The 21460-nt window shown below is 26.9% G+C and carries 18 protein-coding genes; 8 read left to right on the top strand and 10 right to left on the bottom strand.

The window, feature by feature from the left end; all coding sequences use genetic code 11:
- Positions 1-7: 7 nt before the first annotated feature.
- Both BT997_RS05505 and BT997_RS05500 read left to right on the top strand, forming a co-directional pair.
- Positions 8-1006, top strand: coding sequence for a beta-ketoacyl-ACP synthase III (locus BT997_RS05505; protein ID WP_072680453.1), 999 nt, complete (start codon positions 8-10; stop codon positions 1004-1006).
- A 95-nt stretch (positions 1007-1101) separates the two neighbouring features.
- A complete protein-coding gene (locus BT997_RS05500; RefSeq protein ID WP_072680452.1) occupies positions 1102-2607 on the top strand; it encodes a PAS domain S-box protein in 1506 nt (501 codons plus the stop codon).
- Here the strand turns inward: BT997_RS05500 and BT997_RS05495 are convergent.
- Both BT997_RS05495 and BT997_RS05490 read right to left on the bottom strand, forming a co-directional pair.
- Positions 2602-3186 carry a hypothetical protein gene (locus BT997_RS05495; protein ID WP_072680451.1) on the bottom strand — a complete coding sequence of 195 codons (585 nt, stop codon included), beginning with the start codon at positions 3184-3186 and terminating at the stop codon, positions 2602-2604. The genes BT997_RS05500 and BT997_RS05495 overlap by 6 nt on opposite strands.
- Before the next feature lie 65 nt (positions 3187-3251).
- A complete protein-coding gene (locus tag BT997_RS05490; RefSeq protein ID WP_072680534.1) occupies positions 3252-3689 on the bottom strand; it encodes a hypothetical protein in 438 nt (145 codons plus the stop codon).
- Positions 3690-3729: 40 nt separating this feature from the next.
- Between BT997_RS05490 and BT997_RS05485 the strand changes: the two genes are divergently transcribed.
- Positions 3730-4371 carry a transglutaminase-like cysteine peptidase gene (locus BT997_RS05485; RefSeq protein ID WP_072680450.1) on the top strand — a complete coding sequence of 214 codons (642 nt, stop codon included), beginning with the start codon at positions 3730-3732 and terminating at the stop codon, positions 4369-4371.
- Here the strand turns inward: BT997_RS05485 and BT997_RS05480 are convergent.
- Complete coding sequence (locus BT997_RS05480) at positions 4353-4916, bottom strand: aminotransferase class IV family protein (RefSeq protein WP_072680449.1); 564 nt, start codon at positions 4914-4916, stop codon at positions 4353-4355. The genes BT997_RS05485 and BT997_RS05480 overlap by 19 nt on opposite strands.
- Positions 4917-4982: 66 nt before the next feature.
- Between BT997_RS05480 and BT997_RS05475 the strand changes: the two genes are divergently transcribed.
- Positions 4983-5753 carry a S9 family peptidase gene (locus BT997_RS05475; RefSeq protein WP_072680448.1) on the top strand — a complete coding sequence of 257 codons (771 nt, stop codon included), beginning with the start codon at positions 4983-4985 and terminating at the stop codon, positions 5751-5753.
- A 13-nt stretch (positions 5754-5766) separates the two neighbouring features.
- Here the strand turns inward: BT997_RS05475 and BT997_RS05470 are convergent, their stop codons facing one another.
- The 5 genes from BT997_RS05470 to BT997_RS05450 form a co-directional block, all read right to left on the bottom strand.
- Complete coding sequence (locus BT997_RS05470; RefSeq protein ID WP_072680447.1) at positions 5767-6810, bottom strand: Cj0069 family protein; 1044 nt, start codon at positions 6808-6810, stop codon at positions 5767-5769.
- A gap of 443 nt (positions 6811-7253) precedes the next feature.
- Positions 7254-7565: a hypothetical protein gene (locus BT997_RS05465; protein WP_072680446.1), complete on the bottom strand. Its 312-nt coding sequence runs from the start codon at positions 7563-7565 to the stop codon at positions 7254-7256.
- A 51-nt stretch (positions 7566-7616) separates the two neighbouring features.
- Positions 7617-8570, bottom strand: coding sequence for an aminodeoxychorismate synthase component I (locus tag BT997_RS05460; RefSeq protein ID WP_072680445.1), 954 nt, complete (start codon positions 8568-8570; stop codon positions 7617-7619).
- A gap of 12 nt (positions 8571-8582) precedes the next feature.
- On the bottom strand, positions 8583-9464 hold the full coding sequence (locus tag BT997_RS05455) for an aspartate carbamoyltransferase catalytic subunit (protein WP_072680444.1): 882 nt from the start codon (positions 9462-9464) through the stop codon (positions 8583-8585).
- 85 nt (positions 9465-9549) lie between these two features.
- On the bottom strand, positions 9550-11907 hold the full coding sequence (locus BT997_RS05450; protein ID WP_072680443.1) for an HD domain-containing phosphohydrolase: 2358 nt from the start codon (positions 11905-11907) through the stop codon (positions 9550-9552).
- Between the two features lie 230 nt (positions 11908-12137).
- Between BT997_RS05450 and BT997_RS05445 the strand changes: the two genes are divergently transcribed.
- The 3 genes from BT997_RS05445 to BT997_RS05435 all read left to right on the top strand — a co-directional run bounded on the left by BT997_RS05445 (position 12138) and on the right by BT997_RS05435 (position 16519).
- The gene (locus BT997_RS05445; RefSeq protein ID WP_072680442.1) at positions 12138-13322 is read left to right on the top strand and encodes an aspartate aminotransferase family protein; all 1185 of its coding nucleotides are present in this window, start codon (positions 12138-12140) and stop codon (positions 13320-13322) included.
- Complete coding sequence (locus BT997_RS05440) at positions 13300-14481, top strand: TolC family protein (protein ID WP_072680441.1); 1182 nt, start codon at positions 13300-13302, stop codon at positions 14479-14481. The genes BT997_RS05445 and BT997_RS05440 overlap by 23 nt, the downstream gene beginning before the upstream one ends.
- A 67-nt stretch (positions 14482-14548) precedes the next feature.
- Entirely contained in the window at positions 14549-16519 is a 1971-nt protein-coding gene (locus tag BT997_RS05435) for a cache domain-containing protein (RefSeq protein WP_072680440.1), read from the top strand.
- On the opposite strand, the gene pyk is transcribed toward BT997_RS05435, so the two are convergent.
- The gene (gene pyk, locus BT997_RS05430; RefSeq protein WP_072680439.1) at positions 16520-17968 is read right to left on the bottom strand and encodes a pyruvate kinase; all 1449 of its coding nucleotides are present in this window, start codon (positions 17966-17968) and stop codon (positions 16520-16522) included.
- Positions 17969-18111: 143 nt separating this feature from the next.
- Here pyk and BT997_RS05425 point away from each other — a divergent pair, with 143 nt between their 5' ends.
- Positions 18112-18852, top strand: coding sequence for an OmpA family protein (locus tag BT997_RS05425; RefSeq protein ID WP_072680438.1), 741 nt, complete (start codon positions 18112-18114; stop codon positions 18850-18852).
- A gap of 89 nt (positions 18853-18941) precedes the next feature.
- Here BT997_RS05425 and BT997_RS05420 read toward each other — a convergent pair whose 3' ends face one another.
- Entirely contained in the window at positions 18942-21443 is a 2502-nt protein-coding gene (locus BT997_RS05420; RefSeq protein WP_072680437.1) for a molybdopterin guanine dinucleotide-containing S/N-oxide reductase, read from the bottom strand.
- Positions 21444-21460 lie beyond the last annotated feature (17 nt).

Below are 21460 nucleotides of genomic sequence, written 5' to 3'. Positions count from 1 at the left end.
TTTTTTTATGGCATATGCGGCTTTTAGATCTATTGGTGCTTACATTCCACCAAAAATTATGACAAATGCAGATTTTGAAAAAATTATAGATACTACAGATGAATGGATTACAAAAAGAACAGGTATTAAAGAAAGACGAATATCTGAAGAAAATGAAGCTTCATCTGATTTAGGGGCAAAAGCAGCAGAACAAGCTATCGAACGTGCTGGAATAGCTAAAGAAGATATTGATTTAGTTATTTGTGCTACTGTTACACCTGATTATTTATGTATGCCATCAACGGCATGTCTTATTGCATCAAAACTTGGACTTCCTCCTGTTATGGCTTATGATATTAGTGCAGCATGTACTGGATTTGTTTATGCAACATCAGTTGCAAAAGCATTTATTGAATCTGGTATGAAAAAAAATGTATTAATTATCGGTGCAGAAACTTATACATCAATTTTAGATTATACTGATAGAGGTACTTGTTTTATTTTTGGAGATGGTGCAGGTGCTGCAATTATCTCTGCAACTGACAATAAAGAAGAAGCTATTGTTGATGTAAATTGTTCAAGTGATGGAAACTATGATGATTTAATTAAAACTCCAGGTGGAGGAAGTAAACATCCATGTTCACAAGAAGTACTTGATCAAAAAATGGCTTGTATTAAAATGAAAGGTAATGAAACTTTCAAACTAGCAGTTAAAACTTTGACAGCAGATGTTGAAGTAATGATGAAAAAACACAATATTACAAATGAAGATATTAATCATTTTATTCCTCACCAAGCAAACTATAGAATTATTAGTGCGGTTGGAAAAGCTTTAAAATTAACAGATGAACAAACAGTTGTTACTGTTGATAAATATGGGAACACTTCAGCAGCATCTATTCCTATGGCAATGAACTATGCATATGAGCAAGGAAGAATAAAAGCAGGTGATACTGTATTATTTGATGCTTTTGGTGCTGGTCTTACTTGGGGGAGTGCTTTATTCCCTTTTTCACCAAATAAATAAATATATATTTCTTTAGAGCTCTTGCTCTAAAGCTTAAATAATCTATTAAGAAATTTATTATCTTGCTCCTGATAAAATTATTATAAGGGCAATATATGAAGAACGATAAAAAGATAGATAAATCTACTATTTTTAATGACTTATTTGATAACACTTATGTAGGTATATTAGTAGTTGATTCAAATAGAAATATCATTCTTACAAACAAAAGATGTTATGAATTATTTGGATATCAAGAAGATGAACTTATAGGGAAAAACTCTTCAATTTTTCATTTAAATAATGATGAATATTTAAAATTCGGAGAAGTTGCTTTCAAACATGTACTTGATAAAAAACCAATGAGTGTAAACTTTCAAGTAAAAAAGAAAGATGGAACACTATTTTGGGCTAAAATATCTGGCGATCCAATAAAGCATCAAGAGCATATTTTATGGACAATTGTAGATATTACAGAAACATATAAAATTCAAGAACAATTAATAGAACAATCTACACTACTAAAAACGGTAATTAATGAAACTCCTTACCCCATTGTCTTAAAAAACTATAATGCAAAATTCGTTTTAGTAAATGAGGCTACTGCTAAACTCTATAAATCAAATCCAGATGAAATGATAGGGAAAGATGATGGAGATTATATACCAGATAAAGAAATGGCAGACTTCTTTAGAAAAAATGTTCAAGAAATAATGAATGAAGGTAAAACAAGAATTGTTTATGAAGATTCAATAGATGTAGAAACAAATAAAGTAAAACATTTTATGTCTATAAAAAAGCCTTTTAAAAATAAAGATGGTGAAAATTTTATTTTAGTTCTTGCAAATGATATAACAGAATTAACAAACAAAAATGAGGAACTTATAAAAAAAGAAAAACTTCTTTTTCAGCAATCTAAAATGGCCGCAATGGGAGAAATGATTTCTAATATAGCCCATCAATGGAGACAACCATTATCAATGATATCAACAGCTGCAACAGGTGCAAAATTACAAAATGAATTAGGTGTTCTTGAAAAAGAAGAATTAAATAACACTTTAGAAAAAATAAATTTATCTACACAACATCTTTCAGAAACTATTGATGGTTTTAGAAACTATTTTCAGAAAGATAAAAAAGTTATAAACTTTAATATAGAAGATGCTTGGAATGAAACAATAAATTTAATCTATATGAGAATAAGAAATAATAGTATTAATATTATTAAAGAAATCCATACGCCAAATATAAAAAGTTTTAAAAATGAATTTATACAAATTTTTATGAATATAATCAATAATTCAATTGATGCACTCTCAGAAATAAAAGAAAAAAGATATTTAATAATTCAATCTGAATCTACAGATAATGAAATCATAATAAAAATAAAAGATAATGCAGGAGGAATAGATAAAGATATTCTTGAAAAAATTTTTGACCCATATTTTACTACAAAACATCAATCACAAGGAACTGGTATTGGATTATACATGACAGAAGAAATTATAGTTAAACATCTAAATGGAGAAATTTTTGCACAAAATATAGAATTTGAGATTGATAATAAACTGCAAAAAGGTGTGCAATTTACTATAAAACTTCCTATTGATAAAAAGCTATAATACCTTTAAACTTTTATCATCAATTACTTCATATTTTATTCCATAATTTTTTAAATCTACCATAAGATTTAGTAGTTCTTTCAGCTCATATAGATCATTTTTATCTGAAGAAATTATTTCATTCTTTTCATCATATGAAAAATATTTATATCTTTTTATAAGTTCATCAAGTAGCAATTTTGGAGAATTAAATCTATTTGCATATTTACAAAATATCCCATTAAAGTCTTTTATAGTTTTATATAAATCGATTGCATCAATAGGCTTAAGAAGTCTTCTTTTATAAAAGTTATCTATACAATATAAACATCCCATTTCAGAACTACAACTAAGAGTAAATCCCATAGTAATGATTCGTTGCAAAGAATTCAACTTATTTACATCTTGCAAAAAAGCTTTTCCTTCATCTGTTGTAAAATCAATTAGAACAATATGAAAAAGATTTTTCTTATAAGAAATGATGGCTTCATTATAATTAGTAAATAAATTAATATTATAGCCATCTAAATTATTCTGTATTACAGTTAAATAATCAGATCTTTCATCTTCATAATTTTTATCAAAAACTAATATATCCAATAATATTTACTCCTTATATTTTAAAGTGTAGCATAAAAGTGACACTAAAGTAAATATATATATTCTTATTTTATTAATTTCTTATTATTTGGGTTATTTTTAAATACATTGAAAGATTTTTCTTTTGCATCTTTATTAAATTTATCAACTGTAGCAACAGAATTTACAAAAAGAATTGATTCTTCAACAACAATTTGAAATACCGCATAAAAAGGCACTTTAACAGTTGAACCAAAATTTTCACTCCCAAATCCTGCTTCGAAATAAATCGCAGACTCATCTAGTTTTACAGTTGAATAAGTATAATTTGATAAAATAAAAAGTGAAAATTTTGAAAGCTGTTCAAGGGTTGCTTTTGGTAATTCTGGGTCAAAAGTAACTGCATCAATATTTGCAGTAATTGCAAACTCTTCATTTTGTTTTAATAAAAATCCCATAGTATCTTTTATTTGTGAACTTACTAAATCTTTATACTCTACATTCTCTATAATATTATTAATCATTTTTAATCCTAAGTTCAATTTAACTTGTGTATTATAGCCTATGAAACAATTAATTTTACTTATTTTAATATCTACAATTTCTTTATCAGCTAAAAGTATAACTTTAAGCAATGATGATTTAAGAATTATAAAATCCTCAACAAAAGAAAAAGCTATTACTATTAGATTAATAAAATATCTCGAATTAAAAAAGAAAATAAAAGATTTTAGATTATTAAAAAAACTCTCTCATGTAAATGCTTTTTATAATAAAATATTACCAATTAATGATGCAACAAAATACAAAGTAGACGATCATTGGGCAACTCCAAAAGAGTTCTTAATAAATGGAAAAGGTGATTGTGAAGATTATGCTATTGCAAAATACTTTACACTTTTAGAAACTGGTATTCCAAAAGAAAAACTATTTTTAAGTGTTGTAAAAGTAAGAGGTGAAGCAAGTTATCACATGATATTACTTTATATAGAAAATAAAAAAGCCATGCCTTTAGTACTTGATAACCTAAGTTTTAAAGTAGTTCCTTTTGATATAAGAAAGAAACTAGAACCTCAATTTATATTTAATGAAAAAGCTGCATATATTCTAAAAAATAAAAAAATACATAAGAAAGTTAAAATCAACTGGGGGAAAGTTGATAAATGGAGTCTTCTATTAAATAGAGTTTATAAAAAAAATGAATAGTCTTCTAAAATATCAAAATCAATCATAGCATTCATCAAAGCAAATTTTTTTGCATTTTTTAACATATCAATAGTTATTTCTTTTTCAAAAATTCTTTTTTCTTCAATTAATCTTGCTCTTGTCGTACCATATAAAAGTGGGGTTTTGGGAGTTATCCAAGAACTTCCATCATGTATTGCAATATTAGCAATTGAAGTATCCGTTACAAAATCATTTTTTATAATGATAATTTCATCTGCATTTTCTCTTTGATTAAATAAGTTATCTAGAGCTGTTCTATTTACATACTTTTTTGAATAATTAATTTTATCTTCAACTATTATTTTAAATGATTTGATTTCTCTCTTTTTATATTTAAAGTATTCAACATCAGTAATACCTTCTTCATCATAAATAACCTTACATCTAAGAAGCTCGTTTGAAGGTGGGTAAATATACTCTTGAAGATTTATATTTAAACCAATTGTATTTGCAACTCTTTTATTATGATAATCTAAATTTAACACTTCAAAGTCTTCACATTTTATAGTTTCAAAATAGTACATATATATATTAATTCCAGTATTTTTTAATTTCGTTATAATAGCGAAAAAATTTTAGGAAATATAGGTTTGACAGATATAAACAAAACACTTTTAAAATATAATAATTTTGAAGATACGTATAAATATGCATATATAGGTATTCCAAAAGGTTATGGTGGATTAGAAAAAGCATATTATGGGACATTAAATAAATTTAAAAAAAAATATCCTAATTTTATAGCAGATAAAAAAATCCCCACTCTACTCTTTATGCACGGTTCTAAAGGACTTACAAAAGGAAAAATTTACAGAAAATGGATAGTTGAAGAAGCTGGTTTTATATTTTTTGCACCAAATTCATTTAAAATTGAAAATAGACCAACTTATAATACTCCTGCAAAAATGAGTGCTTATGAAGCTGTTCATAAAGTAAGACAAGCTGAGATTCATTTTAATCTTGAAAAACTGAAAAGTGTGAGTTTTATTGATGAAGAGCATCTTTTTCTAATGGGAAACTCAGAAGGTGGGTTAGCAGCTGCTGCTTTTAAAGGAAGAGAATTTAAAGCAAGGATTATCACTGCTTATTCTTGTGAAAATGGATACTACTCAAAAGATTTTAAAATAGGTGCTAAAAAAAATGAACCTTTTTTAAATATTATCGGAACACATGATGAATATTTTGGTAAAAATTCAAAACCAAATGAAAATCATGAAATAAAAGGACATTGTACAAAAGCATTGATGAAATACAAAAATGCAAAAGTAATTATACTACCTCAAACAAAACATGATATTACTACAAATATATATGTAAAAAAAGATATTATCCACTTCTTAAAATTTTGGAGTAGGGATTAATCCCTACTTCAAATTATTTTTTCTTTTTATCTTTTTTTGGAACAAAAACTGCAGCTACATCTTTTGCATATTGTAATTCTGTTGTAATACCAACACAAGAACAATTAATTTCAGAAAGAACATATTTGTCACTTCCATCTTCATTATAATCTAAGATATAATCCATAGTCCATAATAATGGATAGTTTTTCCCATTTAAATATGCTTTTAAGTCTTTTAATCCATTCATTGTTAAATTAATAACATCTTTCCATTTTGGATCTTCTGGTGATTCATATTTATATTTTGCTCCACTAAATAGTGTTGCTGAAAATTCACCTTCTTGAGGTTTTTTATGTACAACAGAAATTGCTTTATCATTTACAAGTAAAACTCTAATTTCACCTTCTGCAATTCTTTCTAAATATCTACATCCAACAAATCCTGTTTTACCTTGAAAGTATGCTGCATATTCTGATACAGTTTCATCAAAGTTTGGCTCAAACTTATGTAAAAACTCATCAATATCATCATAATAGTATTTTTGATTATTTACAGCTTCAACTGAGAAAATAGAACCATCATCTTTTTTAGATACAAGATATACACCCTCACCTGTTGATCCATAGTTTGTTTTTAATACTCTAATTCCATACTTGTCTAAATCTGCAGGAAATTTTGTAGCAAAGTCTGTATATGTATGATAAAAGTAAGTTTCATCGTCACCTAGAGGTGTCCCTTTTAACTTAGCTAGGATATCTTTAAAATCTAAGTTAATCATAACATCTGGATGAGTATGAACTTCAACACCTGCATTTCCTAAAGCTTTTAAAAATTGAAAATACTCATCAACTTCTTTTAAATTACCTGGATTGATTCTACTAATAACTGCAACAGCTTTCTCTTTTAAATACTCTAGTAAGTCATATTTTCTATTTGGTCTATAGAAAACAATTTCAGTCTTATAACTAGTTACCTCTTCAATCGCATCTAAAATTGGTTTAGTATCTGGTCTAAATCCATCAAATCCTTTGTCAGTTCCTTTTGCATATTCAATAACAAAAACAGTGTTTTTCATTTTTTCTCCTTAAATAAATTTGGCGCATTATAATCAAAGAAAAATTAAAATAAATTTAAAAATAAATTTTTTTTTAAGTTTTTTTACGCAATAATTAAGGTTTTTCTTTTTTCTAAGTTTTCTTTAAGTGAATACATATTCATTACATTTTATTTACATTATTCTATCTGTGAAAAGTTATCTCTTGGTTACAAGAAAAATTTATAAAATTTAAGTATTTTTTTGTTTTTTTGTAGCTTAATTAGAAAGGCAAATAAATTTAGACAATAAACTTTTTATACTTTAAAGTAAGTCCTAAATTAGAAAGAATTTTTTTGGCATTCTTATAGTAAGAATTTTATTTATATTTTTTCAATAACTTTTTTTAGCCATTGAGCTAATTAAAGTTATAGTTAATTATAAGTAATTAAATGTTATTTAAAAATTGCTGTAAAAAATTTTGATTATTTACAGTTATCACAATTTAAAGGAATAAGATCCAAATCACAAACAACACATTTATTATCTAATATTTCACTAATAAAATCTCTTTGCTTCGTACAGTTATTATTTTTTGAAGCTTGAAAAGACACATTTGAACTTGTATCAAACAATAAATTATTTGCAATATCAGAATTTAGAAAAGGGTTTTTTGCCAAGGCCTTTCTAATCCCGAGACTATAAGATTTTAAAAATCTTTTTTGGATATTTACATCTCTTGTATTTTTTGCTAAGTCTAAATCTTGGTTAAATTCTCTCTCATCTTGATAATTCATAGCATATCCTTTTTTATAAGTTATCCAATTATAAATTATAAAAAAATAATCTTAAATAGGTAAATAAATTTTATCAAGTAGCTCTAAGTATTCTAAATTTGTATCGGAATCACAAGTAATTCCTCCTCCACTTTTATAGTAAATCTTTCCATTTTTATCTTTTTCAATAAATCTTATCATTACACCTGAATCAAGTGAAGTTCCATCATATACTCCAAAGATACCCGTATAGTAACCTCTATCATAATCTTCTATATCTTTAAGAATTTCAACAGTTTTCTTCTTTGGTGTTCCTGTAATTGAACCTGCTGGTAATATTGAAGTTAAGATGTCTCCAATTTTTTCATGCCAATTTTCTTCTAAATGACCTGAGATTTTTGAACTTACTTGTAAAAGCTTTTTATCTCCAGCATTTATTTTATCAATATATCTAAATTTATCAACCCTAATTTTATTTGAAACAATTCCTAAATCATTTCTAAGTAAATCTACAACCATAGTATGTTCTGCCATCTCTTTTGTATCACCTAAAATTTTAGCTTCAGCATTTGGTATTTTAGAATCAATAGTTCCTTTCATAGGATAGGTATAGATTTTATTTTTTTTTATCTCTATAAACTTTTCAGGAGAAAAGCATACAAATTCATCAAAAAATTTCAACTTGAATTTTGCATTTGCTTTTTCATAAATTTCTTCGAGTGTAAGTTCTGAATCAATTTGTGTTTTAGAAGTTAGATTTAAAAGATAAGAATTTCCGGCTTTTATTTGCTCTTGAATATAATCAAATTTCTTTTTATACTCTTTAAAAGATATAGGATATTTTTTTATTCTTTGCTTTTTAGTAAGTTTTGAAGAGACTTTATCATTTATCTCGTAACTAATCTCTGCTGGTAAATTTTTTAAAGGTTTTACATAAAATTTTGATAGGTCATATGAGATAGTAAAAAAAAATGGCTCTTTAAAAGAGCCATATTTATTTAATATATTTTTTAATTCTTCGTTCAAATTAATCTTAGATTATTGGTCTTTAACAAGTTTTTTAAGAATTGCCATTCTAACTGCAACACCATTTCTAACTTGTTCTAAAATTTTATTTCTTGGGTCAACTAACATCTCGTCAGAAATATCAACATTTCTATTTACTGGTCCTGGGTGTAATAAAAGAATATCTCTATCTCCAAAAGTATCTTTTGTAATACAGTAATCTTTTGCATATTCATGAAGTGAGGAAAAATACATTTCATTGTGACGTTCAAGTTGAGTTCTTAAACTCATAACAACATCTACCTCATCAATAATTTCAGAAATATTATCATACTGTTTGAACTCAGGATCTTCTGATTTAAAACAATCAGGAGCAACAAAACTTACATCCATACCAAATCGTGGAAGAAGTTTTTTATTAGAACCAGCAACTCTTGAAGTTCTTATATCTCCAATAATCGCAACTTTTTTACCTTCTGTATCACCATTATAGTGCTCTACAATAGTAAATAAATCTAATAAAGCTTGTGTAGGATGAGCATTTTTACCTGCACCTGCGTTTAAAATTGGACAATCTACATAATCAATTAAAGTTTTATGAAAATTACAATCAGAGTGTCTTATAACAATTGCATCTGGTCCCATGGCGTTAATATTTGTTACTGTATCAAAGATAGTCTCACCTTTTTTTGTTGAAGAAGTTCCAACATCTAAAGAGATTACTTGAGCACCAAGTCTTTTTGCAGCCATTTCAAAAGCACCTCTTGTTCTTGTTGAGTTCTCAAAAAACAGGTTTACAATAATTTTACCTTTTAAAACCTCACTAGATTCCATATCTAAAAATATTCTAGCATCATCAAAAATATTAAGAATTTCTTCTTTTGTAAAGTCTGCGGTAGTAATCAAGTGCTGCATTTTTTTCCTTTGATTTTAGTTTGTATTTTAGCTAAATGAAAATTAATTATTAATATTTCAACTCTTTATATATGACAAAAACTAATTAAATATATTTCTTTATATCAACACTATCAATTTGTTCGGAAGATAAATATTCTTTCGCATAATCCAAATATACTTTACTTTCTAAGAATAGTTTAAATACATCCTCATCAATATGTTTATCTTTTACCATAAAACTTAATATTTTTATAGATTCTGATAATGTTTTTGCATCTTTATAAGGCCTATCTTTTGCAGTTAAAGCTTCAAAAATATCTGCAACTGCCATTATTCTAGCAGGGATTGACATATCTTCTTTTGTGAGTTTTTTAGGATAACCTGTACCAATTAGTGTTTCATGATGAGCTCCTGCATATTCTGGAACTTTTTTTAAATGTTCAGGAAAAGGAAGATGTTCCAACATTTTAATAGTCATAATAATATGCTCATTAATTTTAAATCTTTCTTCATCTGTTAGAGTTCCTTTAGATATAGATAAATTATATACCTCACCTAAATTATACATATTTTCTGGAACTGCTAATTTAAATCCTTTTTCTAAATACTCTTCTTCATTAAAGTTATTTCTTTTTATAATATGTCTTTGTTTATCACTTAATAAATTTTCAATACTACTATCTTCTTTTTTATATCTAAGTTTTTCATCTTTTGAAAGACCTAAAGTATCATCAAAGTATCTTGCCCATGTTCTTTTTGATATTTCTACTATTCTGTTTTTATCTTCCTCTTTCATAAATTCAGAACCTATATTTGTATTAGCAATAAATTCAAAATCAGAGATAAGTTGTTTTTGTTCAGATTCAAGCCATTTTGCTACCTCTGGTTTTCCTTCTCCATCTTCAAGCTTTTTATATGATTCAATAATTAAATCTCTATAAATCACTTCAAAACGAGTTCTTATTTCATGTATTCTATTATAAATAGTTTCTAGCTTTGTAGCTTTATCTACTATATATTCTGGAGTTGTAATCTTTCCACAATCATGTAACCATGCAGCAATACTTAATTCTCTTTTCTCATCTTCATTTTTTAGTTTAAATTCTTTAAAAATACCATCATTATTATCCGATGCAGCTTGAGCTAACATAAGAGTTAAAATAGGAACTCTATTACAATGTCCGCCTGTATATTCCGACTTAGAATCAATTGCACTTGCAATCAAAGCTATAAAAGAATCCATTAGTTTTATTTGAGAATCTTGATACTCTTTAATTGAATCAGACATTGTAAGTAAAGATTTGGATAAATGATAAACTTCTTTAATTCGTGTTTTTACTAATTTAACCTCATCAAATTTTCTATCACGAATTTTTTCATTTTCTTTTTCTAACTCATAAATTGGATTAACAATAGGTTTAGATGAATACCATAAAATAGGAGTAAAGATACTCATAAAGATTGCATTTAACCCAATAGCATATAAAATCTTTAGATTTATAGGATCCATTATCTTATCTCTAGGGATAAGCATATATAAATGTTCTTTATTATAAAACTTAGAATTTATTGTAGATTGAACTACAAAATAATCATTGCCATTAATCTCAATTTCATTTAATTTTTCTGAATTTAATGATTTTAAAAGCGTTGTCAATTTTTTATCTAGTTTATTTTCCTCTGTACTTGATACAATAACTTTACCTTCATCATTAACCAAATAAATATAACTTCCTTCTATATCTATTTGACTTTTTAAAAAGTTAGATAAGTTCTTTAAAGATATATCTATACCAATAACCACTTCATCATTAAGATCAGGTATTTTTTTTGCATATGTTATTCCATTACTTTTTAAGTTTGCAAACATATAAGGTCTTGTTTTTATAAGGGTATTACTCTTTAATGCATTTATATACCAAGGTCTTTTAGTAGGATTATATTCAGTAGTCCCAACAATTTTTCTACTTATCTTAAAATCTTTTTCAAAAAATGTTTTTATCTCTGTAGTTTTATTATCTATATTTATTATATTTATTCCAAGCCATCTTTCATTATCTTTAGCTTCAAATCTATTCTTTAAATTTGAATTATCATTAGGAAGGTTTATCAATTCAAAAAAATCTCCATTTGAAAACCCGAAATATATCGCATAAATATACTCTTTATTTTTCATTGAAATTGCCATTTTTTTCAAAATTTTAGATGAATTAAATTTATTTGATAAATCATCAATCCCTGAAGAAAGTTCTAGGATAGATATTAATTCACTACTATAGTTATCCATATTTTCCAATCTCTCATCAGTATTAACAGAAAGATTTTTAACATTTTTTATAACCATATCAGTGGCTAATTGCTTAGAAAAATAATATTGTAAACCTAAAGTCATTACTACTGCAAAAAACACAACTAATGAAAAAATAAATAATATTGTTGGTCTAATTCTAATTCTAAACATCTAAATCCTTTAAAGAGCTATATTATACAATATAAACACATTATTTTATATATATTTTTAGGTTATTTTATAAATTAAATAACAAAAAATAATTTTATATATTTTCTTAGCTAAATAAAAAATATATTGAATTATTTTATTTACTTTTAATATTACAAACTATACAGTTGTTAATATTTTGTTTAAGAAAATAAGCTATAATTTCAACACTTAAAAATAGGAAACAATTTATGTTAGAACAATTAGATAAAGAGTATGTTTTACATACATACCCAAGAAACTATGTTAATTTTAAAAAAGGAATTAACGCAACACTATTTGATGATATGCAAAAAGATTATATAGATTTTACATCAGGTATTGGAGTAGTTTCAGTTGGTCATGGAAATAAAGAAGTAGCAGATACTATTTGCACGCAAGTAAATAACATAACTCATATTTCAAATCTTTACGCAATTGAGCCACAGGCAAAACTAGGTGAAAAAATTGCAAAATTATCAGAAATGGATGTAGCTACATTTTTTTCAAACTCAGGAGCTGAAGCAAATGAGGGAGCTATTAAAATAGCAAGAAAATATGGTGAAACAAAATTTGATAATAAAAGATATAAAGTAATTACACTAGAACACTCTTTTCATGGAAGAACAATTACGACAGTAAAAGCAACAGGACAAAGTTCTATGCATAGTCCAAACTTTGCACCCTATCCTGATGGCTTTTCTTATGATAATAAAATAGATGATATCTATAATTCAATTGATAATGAAACAGTTGCAGTTATGATTGAACTTGTTCAAGGTGAAGGTGGAGTTCAACCATTTAAAAAAGAAGATATTCAAGAACTTGCAAAGTTTCTAAAAAAGCAAGGTATCTTATTAATCATTGATGAAGTTCAAACAGGAGCATATAGAACAGGTGAATTTTTAGCTTCTAATCTTTACGAAATACAACCAGATATTATCACTATGGCAAAAGGTCTTGGTGGAGGTGTTCCAATTGGTGCAGTTATTACGACGCATAAAGATATTTTTGAACCAGGGGATCATGGTTCAACTTTTGGTGGAAATTATTTAAGTACATCTGCTGCAAATAAAGTTTTAGATATTTTGGATAATTATAAAAATTCTGGAAAATTAGATGAAACTATAATCTATTTTGATAAGAAACTTACTGAACTTTTTGAAAATAATACAAATATTTTTACAAATAAAGTTGGATTAGGTTTGATGAAGGGTCTAAGAGTAAAAGATGCAGATACACTTGCAAAAATAATACCAACAGCATTTGAAGAAGGTGTTTTAGTATTAAAAGCTGGTAAAAATACATTAAGATTATTGCCTCCTCTTACAATTTCAAAAGAAGAGATTAATGAAGGATTCAAAAGGTTAGCAAATGCACTTGCAAAAATCAGCTAGATTTTTTTTAATATCACTTTTATCTTTACCTTTATTTTTAGAGGCTGAAGATAAAAGTATTCTTTCTGAAGATAGATTAAATCTTTTTAAATATTCTGAAAAACAAAATGAAGAAAATAGTCAAAAATTAAAGAAAGATTGGATAAATCCAATAAACTTAACTTACTCAAAAAATTATGGAGAAACATACGATTCAACAAAAAGTATGATTAATATTAATCAACCTATTTTCAAAAGTGGTGGTATATATAAAGCCATTAAATATGCAAATGCTTCATTTGAATATAATAATATTGATATTGAAATACAAAAAAAAGAGTTAATTAAAACTGCAACAACTTTACTTTTTAATTTACACATAATAGATTTAAATATTCAAAAAAATGAACTTCTTTTAAAAAATGCAAATATAGATATTATAAGAAAAAAAGAACAAGTTTTAAACGGATTTTTAGATACTTCATATTTAGATAACGCAATTTTAGATGCTAATAAAGTTAAAAATACGATTGTTGAATTACAATATCAAAAAGAAGAAATAAATAACAATTTTTTAAATATTGCAAGTGGTGATTACAAAAGTTTTGACCTTCCAACTTTAGAATTAGCAGATGAAAAGACTTTCATAGAAAAGAATATAGAACTTACAAAAACAAAAGCAGATATAAATCAAAAAGATTATTTAAAAGATATTACTGTAGCAAAATATCTTCCAACTTTTAATGCAAATCTTGATTATACAAAATATCATGATACTGATAATAATCCATCAATTACAGATACTACTGTGCAAAACTATGGTTTATCAGTAACTATGCCTATTGATGTAAGAACTTTTAACGATATTGAAACACAAAAAATTGAATATCTAAAAGCTAAACTTGATTTAAAAAATAAAATACTTGAAGAAGAAAATTTTTATAAAACAAAAATATCAAAAATCAAGATGTTAAATCAAAAGAAAAAAATTGCTAAAGATGATTATGAATTGTATAACTCACTTCTAGAAATAATAGTTGAAGAAAAAAATGCTGAGCTAAAAACGCAAAGTGATGTAGATACATTACAAAATTCTCAAAAAATTAAATCAATTGAACTTAATATATTTAAATTAGAAGAACAGATAGAACTTTTAGAAATTTATTCAAAAATCAGTTAATTAAAAATATTATTTAAATTTGATTAACTTATTATTATATTAAGTAATTATGATAGAATAATCCATTATGAAAAAAATGGTAAATGAAACAAAAATTATTAAATGGATTATATTACTCCCAATTATTGGGGTAATTTTAACTTCATTTATACTAACAAATATATTTATTTCCTCAAAACATAAAGCTCATGAAGAAGAGATTAAAAATCTTAGAAAAGAACATATCATAAACTTAAAAGAGACTATTAAAGAGAGAATAGAATACGTTTCAATTTTATTAAATAACAACTATCAGAATCAGTTAATAGAGTCCAAAGAAACAGTAAAAGACGTCGTAAATATAGGTTATACCCTATTAAAAAATATTTATAAAAATAATAAAAACCTTTCAGAAGAAAAGCTATATAAAATTATAGATGAAAAGATGAGAGAATTAAGATTTTTTGATAATGATACTGGATACTTTTTTATTCAAAATTTAAAAACAGGTATAACAATATCACTTCCTGCAAATCCTCATTTAGTAGGAAAAGATATTAGTGATCTTTTAGATAAGAATGGTAATGTTTTATTTAAAAACTTTAAAAAAACACTAGAAAAAGATGGTGAAGGATTTACTCAATGGTATTGGAATAAACCAAATAGTGATAAAAAAATAAAAAAAATTGGATATTTAAAAAAATTTGAGCCTTTAAACATATTTATAGGTTCAGCAATATATATAGAAGATATCAAAGAGAAAATTGCAAATACTACAAAAAACTTTGTAAAATCCCTTACTTATGATGATAAGAGTTATATATTTATTATGGATACGCAAGGGAAAGCTTTAGTTCACAAGAATGAATCTATAGTAAATGTACCCCTTTCTAAACTAAATGAGAGTATTCAAAAAAATGTATTAGAAATCATAAATAAAGCCAAAGGTTCCAATGGAGATTTTTTAGAATACCTTCAATCAGAAGCACTTTTTAAAGATTTTTCACAATCTAGAAAAATTTCTTATGTAAAACGTATTCCTATATTAGATTGGATTATTGGTACAGGTTTATATACAAATGATTTAGATAAGCAAATTGAGAAAAAATACTTACAACTAGAATTAGTTCTTGAAAAAGATATTAAAACAATAATGTTTGTCTCTTCTATAGTAACTTTTTTTATCATTGTACTTTTAATACTTTTATCAAAAAGAATAAAAAATCTTTTTCAATTTTACTCTCAAAAACTTGAAGATAATAATTTAAAACTAAAAAATTTAAATAATGAATTAGAAAAACAAGTAAAAGAGCAAGTATCTACAGTAAGAGAAAAAGATATAATTCTAAATCAACAATCTAAATTAGCTGCCATGGGGGAGATGTTAGGTAATATTGCCCACCAATGGAGACAACCCTTATCAGCTATTAGTACAATAGCAAGTGGAATTCGTATTCAAAAAGAGATGGGTATAGAAGTAAATGACCAACAACTAGATAAAGATTTAGAAGGTATAGTAAAAAGTACTTTAACTCTTTCAAACACAATTGATGATTTTAGAAACTTCTATTCACAAGATAAAATTAAAAACACATTCACTATAGATAATACAATACAACAAGTACTCAATCTAATTTTTGCAAATATTAAAAATAAAAATATAGAATTAATACTTGATATTAAAAGTATAAAATTAAACTCTTACGAAAATGAACTTATTCAAGTGATTTTAAATGTATTAAATAATGCTAAAGATGCCTTATTAGAGACAAAAGAAGAAAAATATATTTTTGTAAAAACTCTGAAAAAAGATGATTCTTTAGAAATTAAAATCTATGACAACGCTGGTGGAATAAAAAAAGAAATCATACATAGAATATACGAACCATACTTCACAACTAAATTTAAGTCACAAGGGACAGGAATAGGTCTTTATATGACTAAAAATATAATTGAATCAAGTTTAAAAGGTAAAATAAAAGTTGAGAATATAGAGTTTACTTATCAAGAAAAAAAATATAAAGGAGCTTTATTTACTATAAAACTCCCTTTGAATTAGTTATTTCTTTTTTTCAGCTAAACCTAAATAGTATTCAATTTCAGATTCAGTTAAAATCTTAATTGTATTAGTGCTTCCAGGCATTCCTACAGGATATCCAACTGTTGCTACATATGGACCTTTTCTATCAAGTAAGCCTTTTTCATCAAGTTGCATTAACATTTTTTGAAACATTTTAGAAGCTAAAGATTCTTTGATTACACCTATTGGTCTAACACCCCAAATAGCACATAAACTATTTAACACTTTTCTTTTATGTGTAAAAGTAAAAATTGGTGTTTTTGGTCTATATCTAGATATTTTCATTGCAGACTTACCTGAACTTGTAAGAGAAAGAATACCTTTTGCATCTATATCATCTGCAAGTTTAGTTACTGTTGCTTGAATTACATCAAACTTATCTTGGTAATCTAATTTGTCTTGTTTATCAAAAGCATATATCTCTTCAGTTTTTGCAATAATATTGCTCATTGTATCTACAACATTAATTGGATTTTCTCCAATAGCACTCTCTTCACTAAGCATTACAACATCAGTTCCATCTAACACAGCATTTGCAACATCAGAAATCTCAGCTCTTGTAGCTCTCTCATTTTCAGTCATAGATAAAAGCATTTGTGTTGCAGTAATTACAGGGATACAAGCTGCATTTGCTTTTTTGATAAGTCTTTTTTGAATTGTTGGAACTTCATAATATGGAACTTCAATTCCTAAATCTCCCCTTGCAACCATTAATCCATCACTTGCACTAATAATTTCATCTATATTTTCTACAGCATCAAATTTTTCAATTTTTGCAATTAATTTACCTTTATAATCTCCAAGTAAATCCTTAGCATGTAACATATCTCTTTCATTTTGTACAAATGAAATCGCAAAATAATCTACTTTATTTTCAATTCCCCATGCAATATCTTTTTTATCTTTTTTTGTAATAACATCTATATCAATTACTGTATTTGGGAAGTTAACACCTTTTCTTGAACTAAGTGTTCCATGATTTTCAATCAATGCTTTTATCTCATCACCAGTTTCAATAACTTTTGCTCTAATTGTTCCATCATACAAATAAATATATTCATTCTTTTTTACTTTATCAAGTAACTCTGGATAATTTATAGAAACTACATATTTCTTTTCATCTTCTTTATATCCAATTATTTCATCTTTTAAAAATGTAATAGTATCGCCTTTTCTTAATTCAAAAGGTTCTTTTAAATCTCCAACTCTCACTTTTGGTCCAGAAATATCTTGCAAAATCGCAACAGTTGTATTTAAATTCTCCATTGCACATCTTATATTTTTTAATGTATTTAAATGATATTCATGACTTCCATGTGAAAAATTTAGTCTAAACATATTTGCACCAGCACGAATTAGCCCTTCAATAACTTCTACAGTATCACTTGCTGGCCCTAATGTTGCTAAAATCTTTGTTCTTTTTTCCATGGGCTTCTCCTTAATTTTATTATCTTAAGTTGTTATTATAGCGAAAATCATTTACAAAATAGTTACATATCTAATTAATAAATTACACAATTATTTCACCAAGAAGTGGTATAATTACACATACGAATAGAGAGGATTAGAATATGAAAAGAAATTTTTTAAAACAAATTGCTGCTACATCTTTAGTAGCTGCTATGCTTGCAGGTTGTGCAACACAAGGTAATAACCCACAACCAAACTCAAATAATACAGGTATGTCAAAAACTCAACAAGGTGCACTTATTGGGGGTATTTTAGGTGCAGTAATTGGTGGAACTACAAAAGGAAGTAGTAAAGGGAAAAGAGTTCTAATCGGTGGTGCTATTGGTGCGGCTATTGGAGGTGGAATTGGTTATTCAATGGATCAACAAGCAAAAGAAGTTGCAGATAAATTAAATACAGATGTAAATAATAACCCAAATGCAGCTTTAGATCCGAATAATGATTTAATTGTATCAAATACTGATAAATACGTGAAAATTATGCTAAGAGATAGTATGGTTTTTGAAACTAATTCTGCTGTACCAACACAAGAAGCTTCAAGAAAAATTGCTAAAATTTCAGATGTTTTAACAAGCTATCCAAACACTATAATTCAAGTTGTTGGTTTTACTGATAGTAGAGGTTCATACGAATATAATCAAAAACTATCTGAACAAAGAGCATCAAATGTTGGAAATACTATTTATAATAGCGGTATAAAAAATCAAATATTTTCAAAAGGATGTTCTTATAACAAACCAGTAGCACCTAATACAAACAAAGAAAATATGGCGCTAAATAGAAGAGTTGAGATCTATTTATATGCAAACCAAGAAGCTATTGTTGATGCTTGTAAACAATAGTTAATAAAGAGGAGACTTTCTCCTCTTTACATTTTAATTAGTTGCTAAGCTCAAATAAGGAGTAAAAACTCAACAACTAACTACCTAAATTAAGCCATTTTAGGCTGTTTAAATAAAGAAATATTTGGAACTTTTCCTTTGTATTTCTCTACATCTACAAGTGCAGTGTGAGCACTATTACCACTTGCTAATTTTGAAGTAGGAATATCTACTGTTAATGTATTTACATTTCCATGTTTACATAAAGTACCTTCTTTACCTGGTTCTAGTGGATCATACCAACCACCTTCTTGCATTCTTACTACACCTTTAGAGATATTTTTAGTAACAACAGCACCAGCTAAAGTTTGACCTCTTTTATTAAATACTCTAACTAAATCACCATCATTAATACCTCTTGCTTTAGCATCTTCAATACTAATCCAAATAGGTTCTCTTCCTTGTACTTCATAATTATGTCTTAGTGAAGTATTATTTTGTTGAGAGTGAAGTCTTTCAGATGGATGTGGACTTACTAACGCTAATGGTGCTGGTTGATTTTTCATACCATATCTTTCAATAGGTTCCATCCAAGTTACATGTCCTTTACAATCATCATATTTCATATCTGCAATCTTTTGAGAATAAAGCTCAATTCTTCCAGATGGTGTTCCAAGAGGATTTAATAATGGATCTTCTCTATAATCTGCGTGTCTAACCCATTTTTTTGAAGCTTCTGATACTTTGAATTCAAATGGTTTATTATCTGCCCAGAACTTTCTAAACATTGGCATTTTAACACCTTTTTTAGCAGCTCCTGATCGTGCAATTTCATAAAACTCTGATACCCATTCCATTTCTGTTTTTTCTTCAGTAAACTCTTTTTCTTTTCCAAAGTGTTTAGCTAATTCTGTAAAAATCCAGTAATCACTTTGAGCTTCATGTTGAGTAGGAATAACTTGTTTCATAGGGTAAATATATTTATTTGAATAATCACCCGCCATCGTAATATCATTTCTCTCAAATGTTGTTGTAACAGGGAATACAATATCTGCCATTCTTGCAGTTGCAGTCCAATAAATTTCATTTACAAATACATTTTTAACTGTTTTCCAACCTTTAATAAGTTTATTTGTATCTTGTTGGTGATGGAAAGGATTTCCCCCTGCCCAATAAATTGTTTCAATTTCTGGATATGTAATTCTTGTACCATTATAATCAATAGTTTTTCCAGGATTTAATAACATATCAGAAATTCTTGCAACAGGAATTGCAATATTTGTATCTTTTGCATTATAACTATGTCCTAAACCACCAGCTGTTTTTGTTTTCATACCCCAGTTAGATTTTGAACTAATACCACCAATTTTCCCACCAGTTGCAGTTGGTGCTCCACCGTTTGCATAATGATAAGATAAACCAAAACCACCACCTGGAAGTCCAATTTGACCAATCATAGAAGCTAAAGAAACAAGAGCCCAGTGTCTTTGTTCACCTAAATGTTGTCTTTGAAGAGCCCAACCACTCATTAGCATAGTTCTATTTGCTGCAAATAATAAAGCTAATTCATCAATAGTTTTTGCATCAACACCAGAAATTTTTGCAGCCCATTTAGAATCTCTTACTACTCCATCAGCTTTACCCATAAAGTAATCTCTAAATTTATCAAAACCTTCAGTATACTCATCTAAGAAATCTTGGTTGTGTTTTTTCTTAGTATATAAAGTATGACACATACCAATCATCATTGCAACATCAGTATTTGGTTTTGGAGTTACCCATTTTGTTGGATTTAAGAATTGACAAGTTTCACTATAAACTGGATCAATACAAATAATTTTTTTACCACTGTCTCTTAACTTTTTAAAGTACTCTAAACCTTCTGAATCAGAACTACTCCAAGCAATTTTAAGCGTTGCCATTGGATTTGCACCCCAAACTACAACAACATCAGTACTTTCTAATACAACTTCCCAAGAAGTTTGTTGTTCATATACTTCAATACTACCCATAACATGTGGCATAATAACTTGAGATGCTCCTGTAGAATAATCACCTTTATGACCAACAAATCCACCAGTAGTTCTCATAAATCTATATGCTAAAGTTCTAGCATTATGGAAGTTACCTGAACTTTTCCATCCATAACATCCAGAGAAGATTCCACTAGAACCTTTTGTTTCTCTTGTTTTTTTCATTTGATCAGCAGCTAATTTAAGTCCCTCTTCCCAAGAAACTCTAACCCACTCTTCACTACCTCTTAATTCAGGTTTTGAATTATCTGGATCTTTTAAATAAGACTTTCTAACCATTGGATATTTAATTCTATCTTCAGCATATACTAAATCTTCTACTGTTGATTGTAAAGAATTATATTGAAAGTTTTTTAATACATTTGTACTATTTACAACTTTTCCATCTTCAACAGTAACTTTTAATCCTCCCCAGTGTGCAGCAGTATTTACTGAGCCATTTTGTACAAATTTACCTTTGCCTCCCATTGCTCCGATTTTATTCATTGCTTCAACATTTTTAGCACAAGCTGAAACAGCAGGCATTAAAGCTAATGCAGCTGTACCTTGTAAAAAAGTTCTTCTATTTAAAGTTCTCATAATTTTCTCCTTCTTTT

This window comes from Arcobacter sp. LA11, from assembly GCF_001895145.1.
Classification (GTDB): Bacteria; Campylobacterota; Campylobacteria; order Campylobacterales; family Arcobacteraceae; genus Halarcobacter.
This window is presented reverse-complemented; position numbering and strand designations above follow the sequence as displayed.

What these genes read in the sequence shown, in the direction of transcription:
- BT997_RS05505 (WP_072680453.1), top strand. Translation starts at nt 8, where the DNA reads ATGGCATATGCGGCTTTTAGATCTATTGGTGCTTACATTCCACCAAAA.
- BT997_RS05500 (WP_072680452.1), top strand. Translation starts at nt 1,102, where the DNA reads ATGAAGAACGATAAAAAGATAGATAAATCTACTATTTTTAATGACTTA.
- BT997_RS05490 (WP_072680534.1), bottom strand. Translation starts at nt 3,689, where the DNA reads ATGATTAATAATATTATAGAGAATGTAGAGTATAAAGATTTAGTAAGT.
- BT997_RS05485 (WP_072680450.1), top strand. Translation starts at nt 3,730, where the DNA reads ATGAAACAATTAATTTTACTTATTTTAATATCTACAATTTCTTTATCA.
- BT997_RS05480 (WP_072680449.1), bottom strand. Translation starts at nt 4,916, where the DNA reads ATGTACTATTTTGAAACTATAAAATGTGAAGACTTTGAAGTGTTAAAT.
- BT997_RS05470 (WP_072680447.1), bottom strand. Translation starts at nt 6,810, where the DNA reads ATGAAAAACACTGTTTTTGTTATTGAATATGCAAAAGGAACTGACAAA.
- BT997_RS05465 (WP_072680446.1), bottom strand. Translation starts at nt 7,565, where the DNA reads ATGAATTATCAAGATGAGAGAGAATTTAACCAAGATTTAGACTTAGCA.
- BT997_RS05455 (WP_072680444.1), bottom strand. Translation starts at nt 9,464, where the DNA reads ATGCAGCACTTGATTACTACCGCAGACTTTACAAAAGAAGAAATTCTT.
- BT997_RS05450 (WP_072680443.1), bottom strand. Translation starts at nt 11,907, where the DNA reads ATGTTTAGAATTAGAATTAGACCAACAATATTATTTATTTTTTCATTA.
- BT997_RS05445 (WP_072680442.1), top strand. Translation starts at nt 12,138, where the DNA reads ATGTTAGAACAATTAGATAAAGAGTATGTTTTACATACATACCCAAGA.
- BT997_RS05440 (WP_072680441.1), top strand. Translation starts at nt 13,300, where the DNA reads ATGCACTTGCAAAAATCAGCTAGATTTTTTTTAATATCACTTTTATCT.
- BT997_RS05435 (WP_072680440.1), top strand. Translation starts at nt 14,549, where the DNA reads ATGAAAAAAATGGTAAATGAAACAAAAATTATTAAATGGATTATATTA.
- pyk (WP_072680439.1), bottom strand. Translation starts at nt 17,968, where the DNA reads ATGGAAAAAAGAACAAAGATTTTAGCAACATTAGGGCCAGCAAGTGAT.
- BT997_RS05425 (WP_072680438.1), top strand. Translation starts at nt 18,112, where the DNA reads ATGAAAAGAAATTTTTTAAAACAAATTGCTGCTACATCTTTAGTAGCT.
- BT997_RS05420 (WP_072680437.1), bottom strand. Translation starts at nt 21,443, where the DNA reads ATGAGAACTTTAAATAGAAGAACTTTTTTACAAGGTACAGCTGCATTA.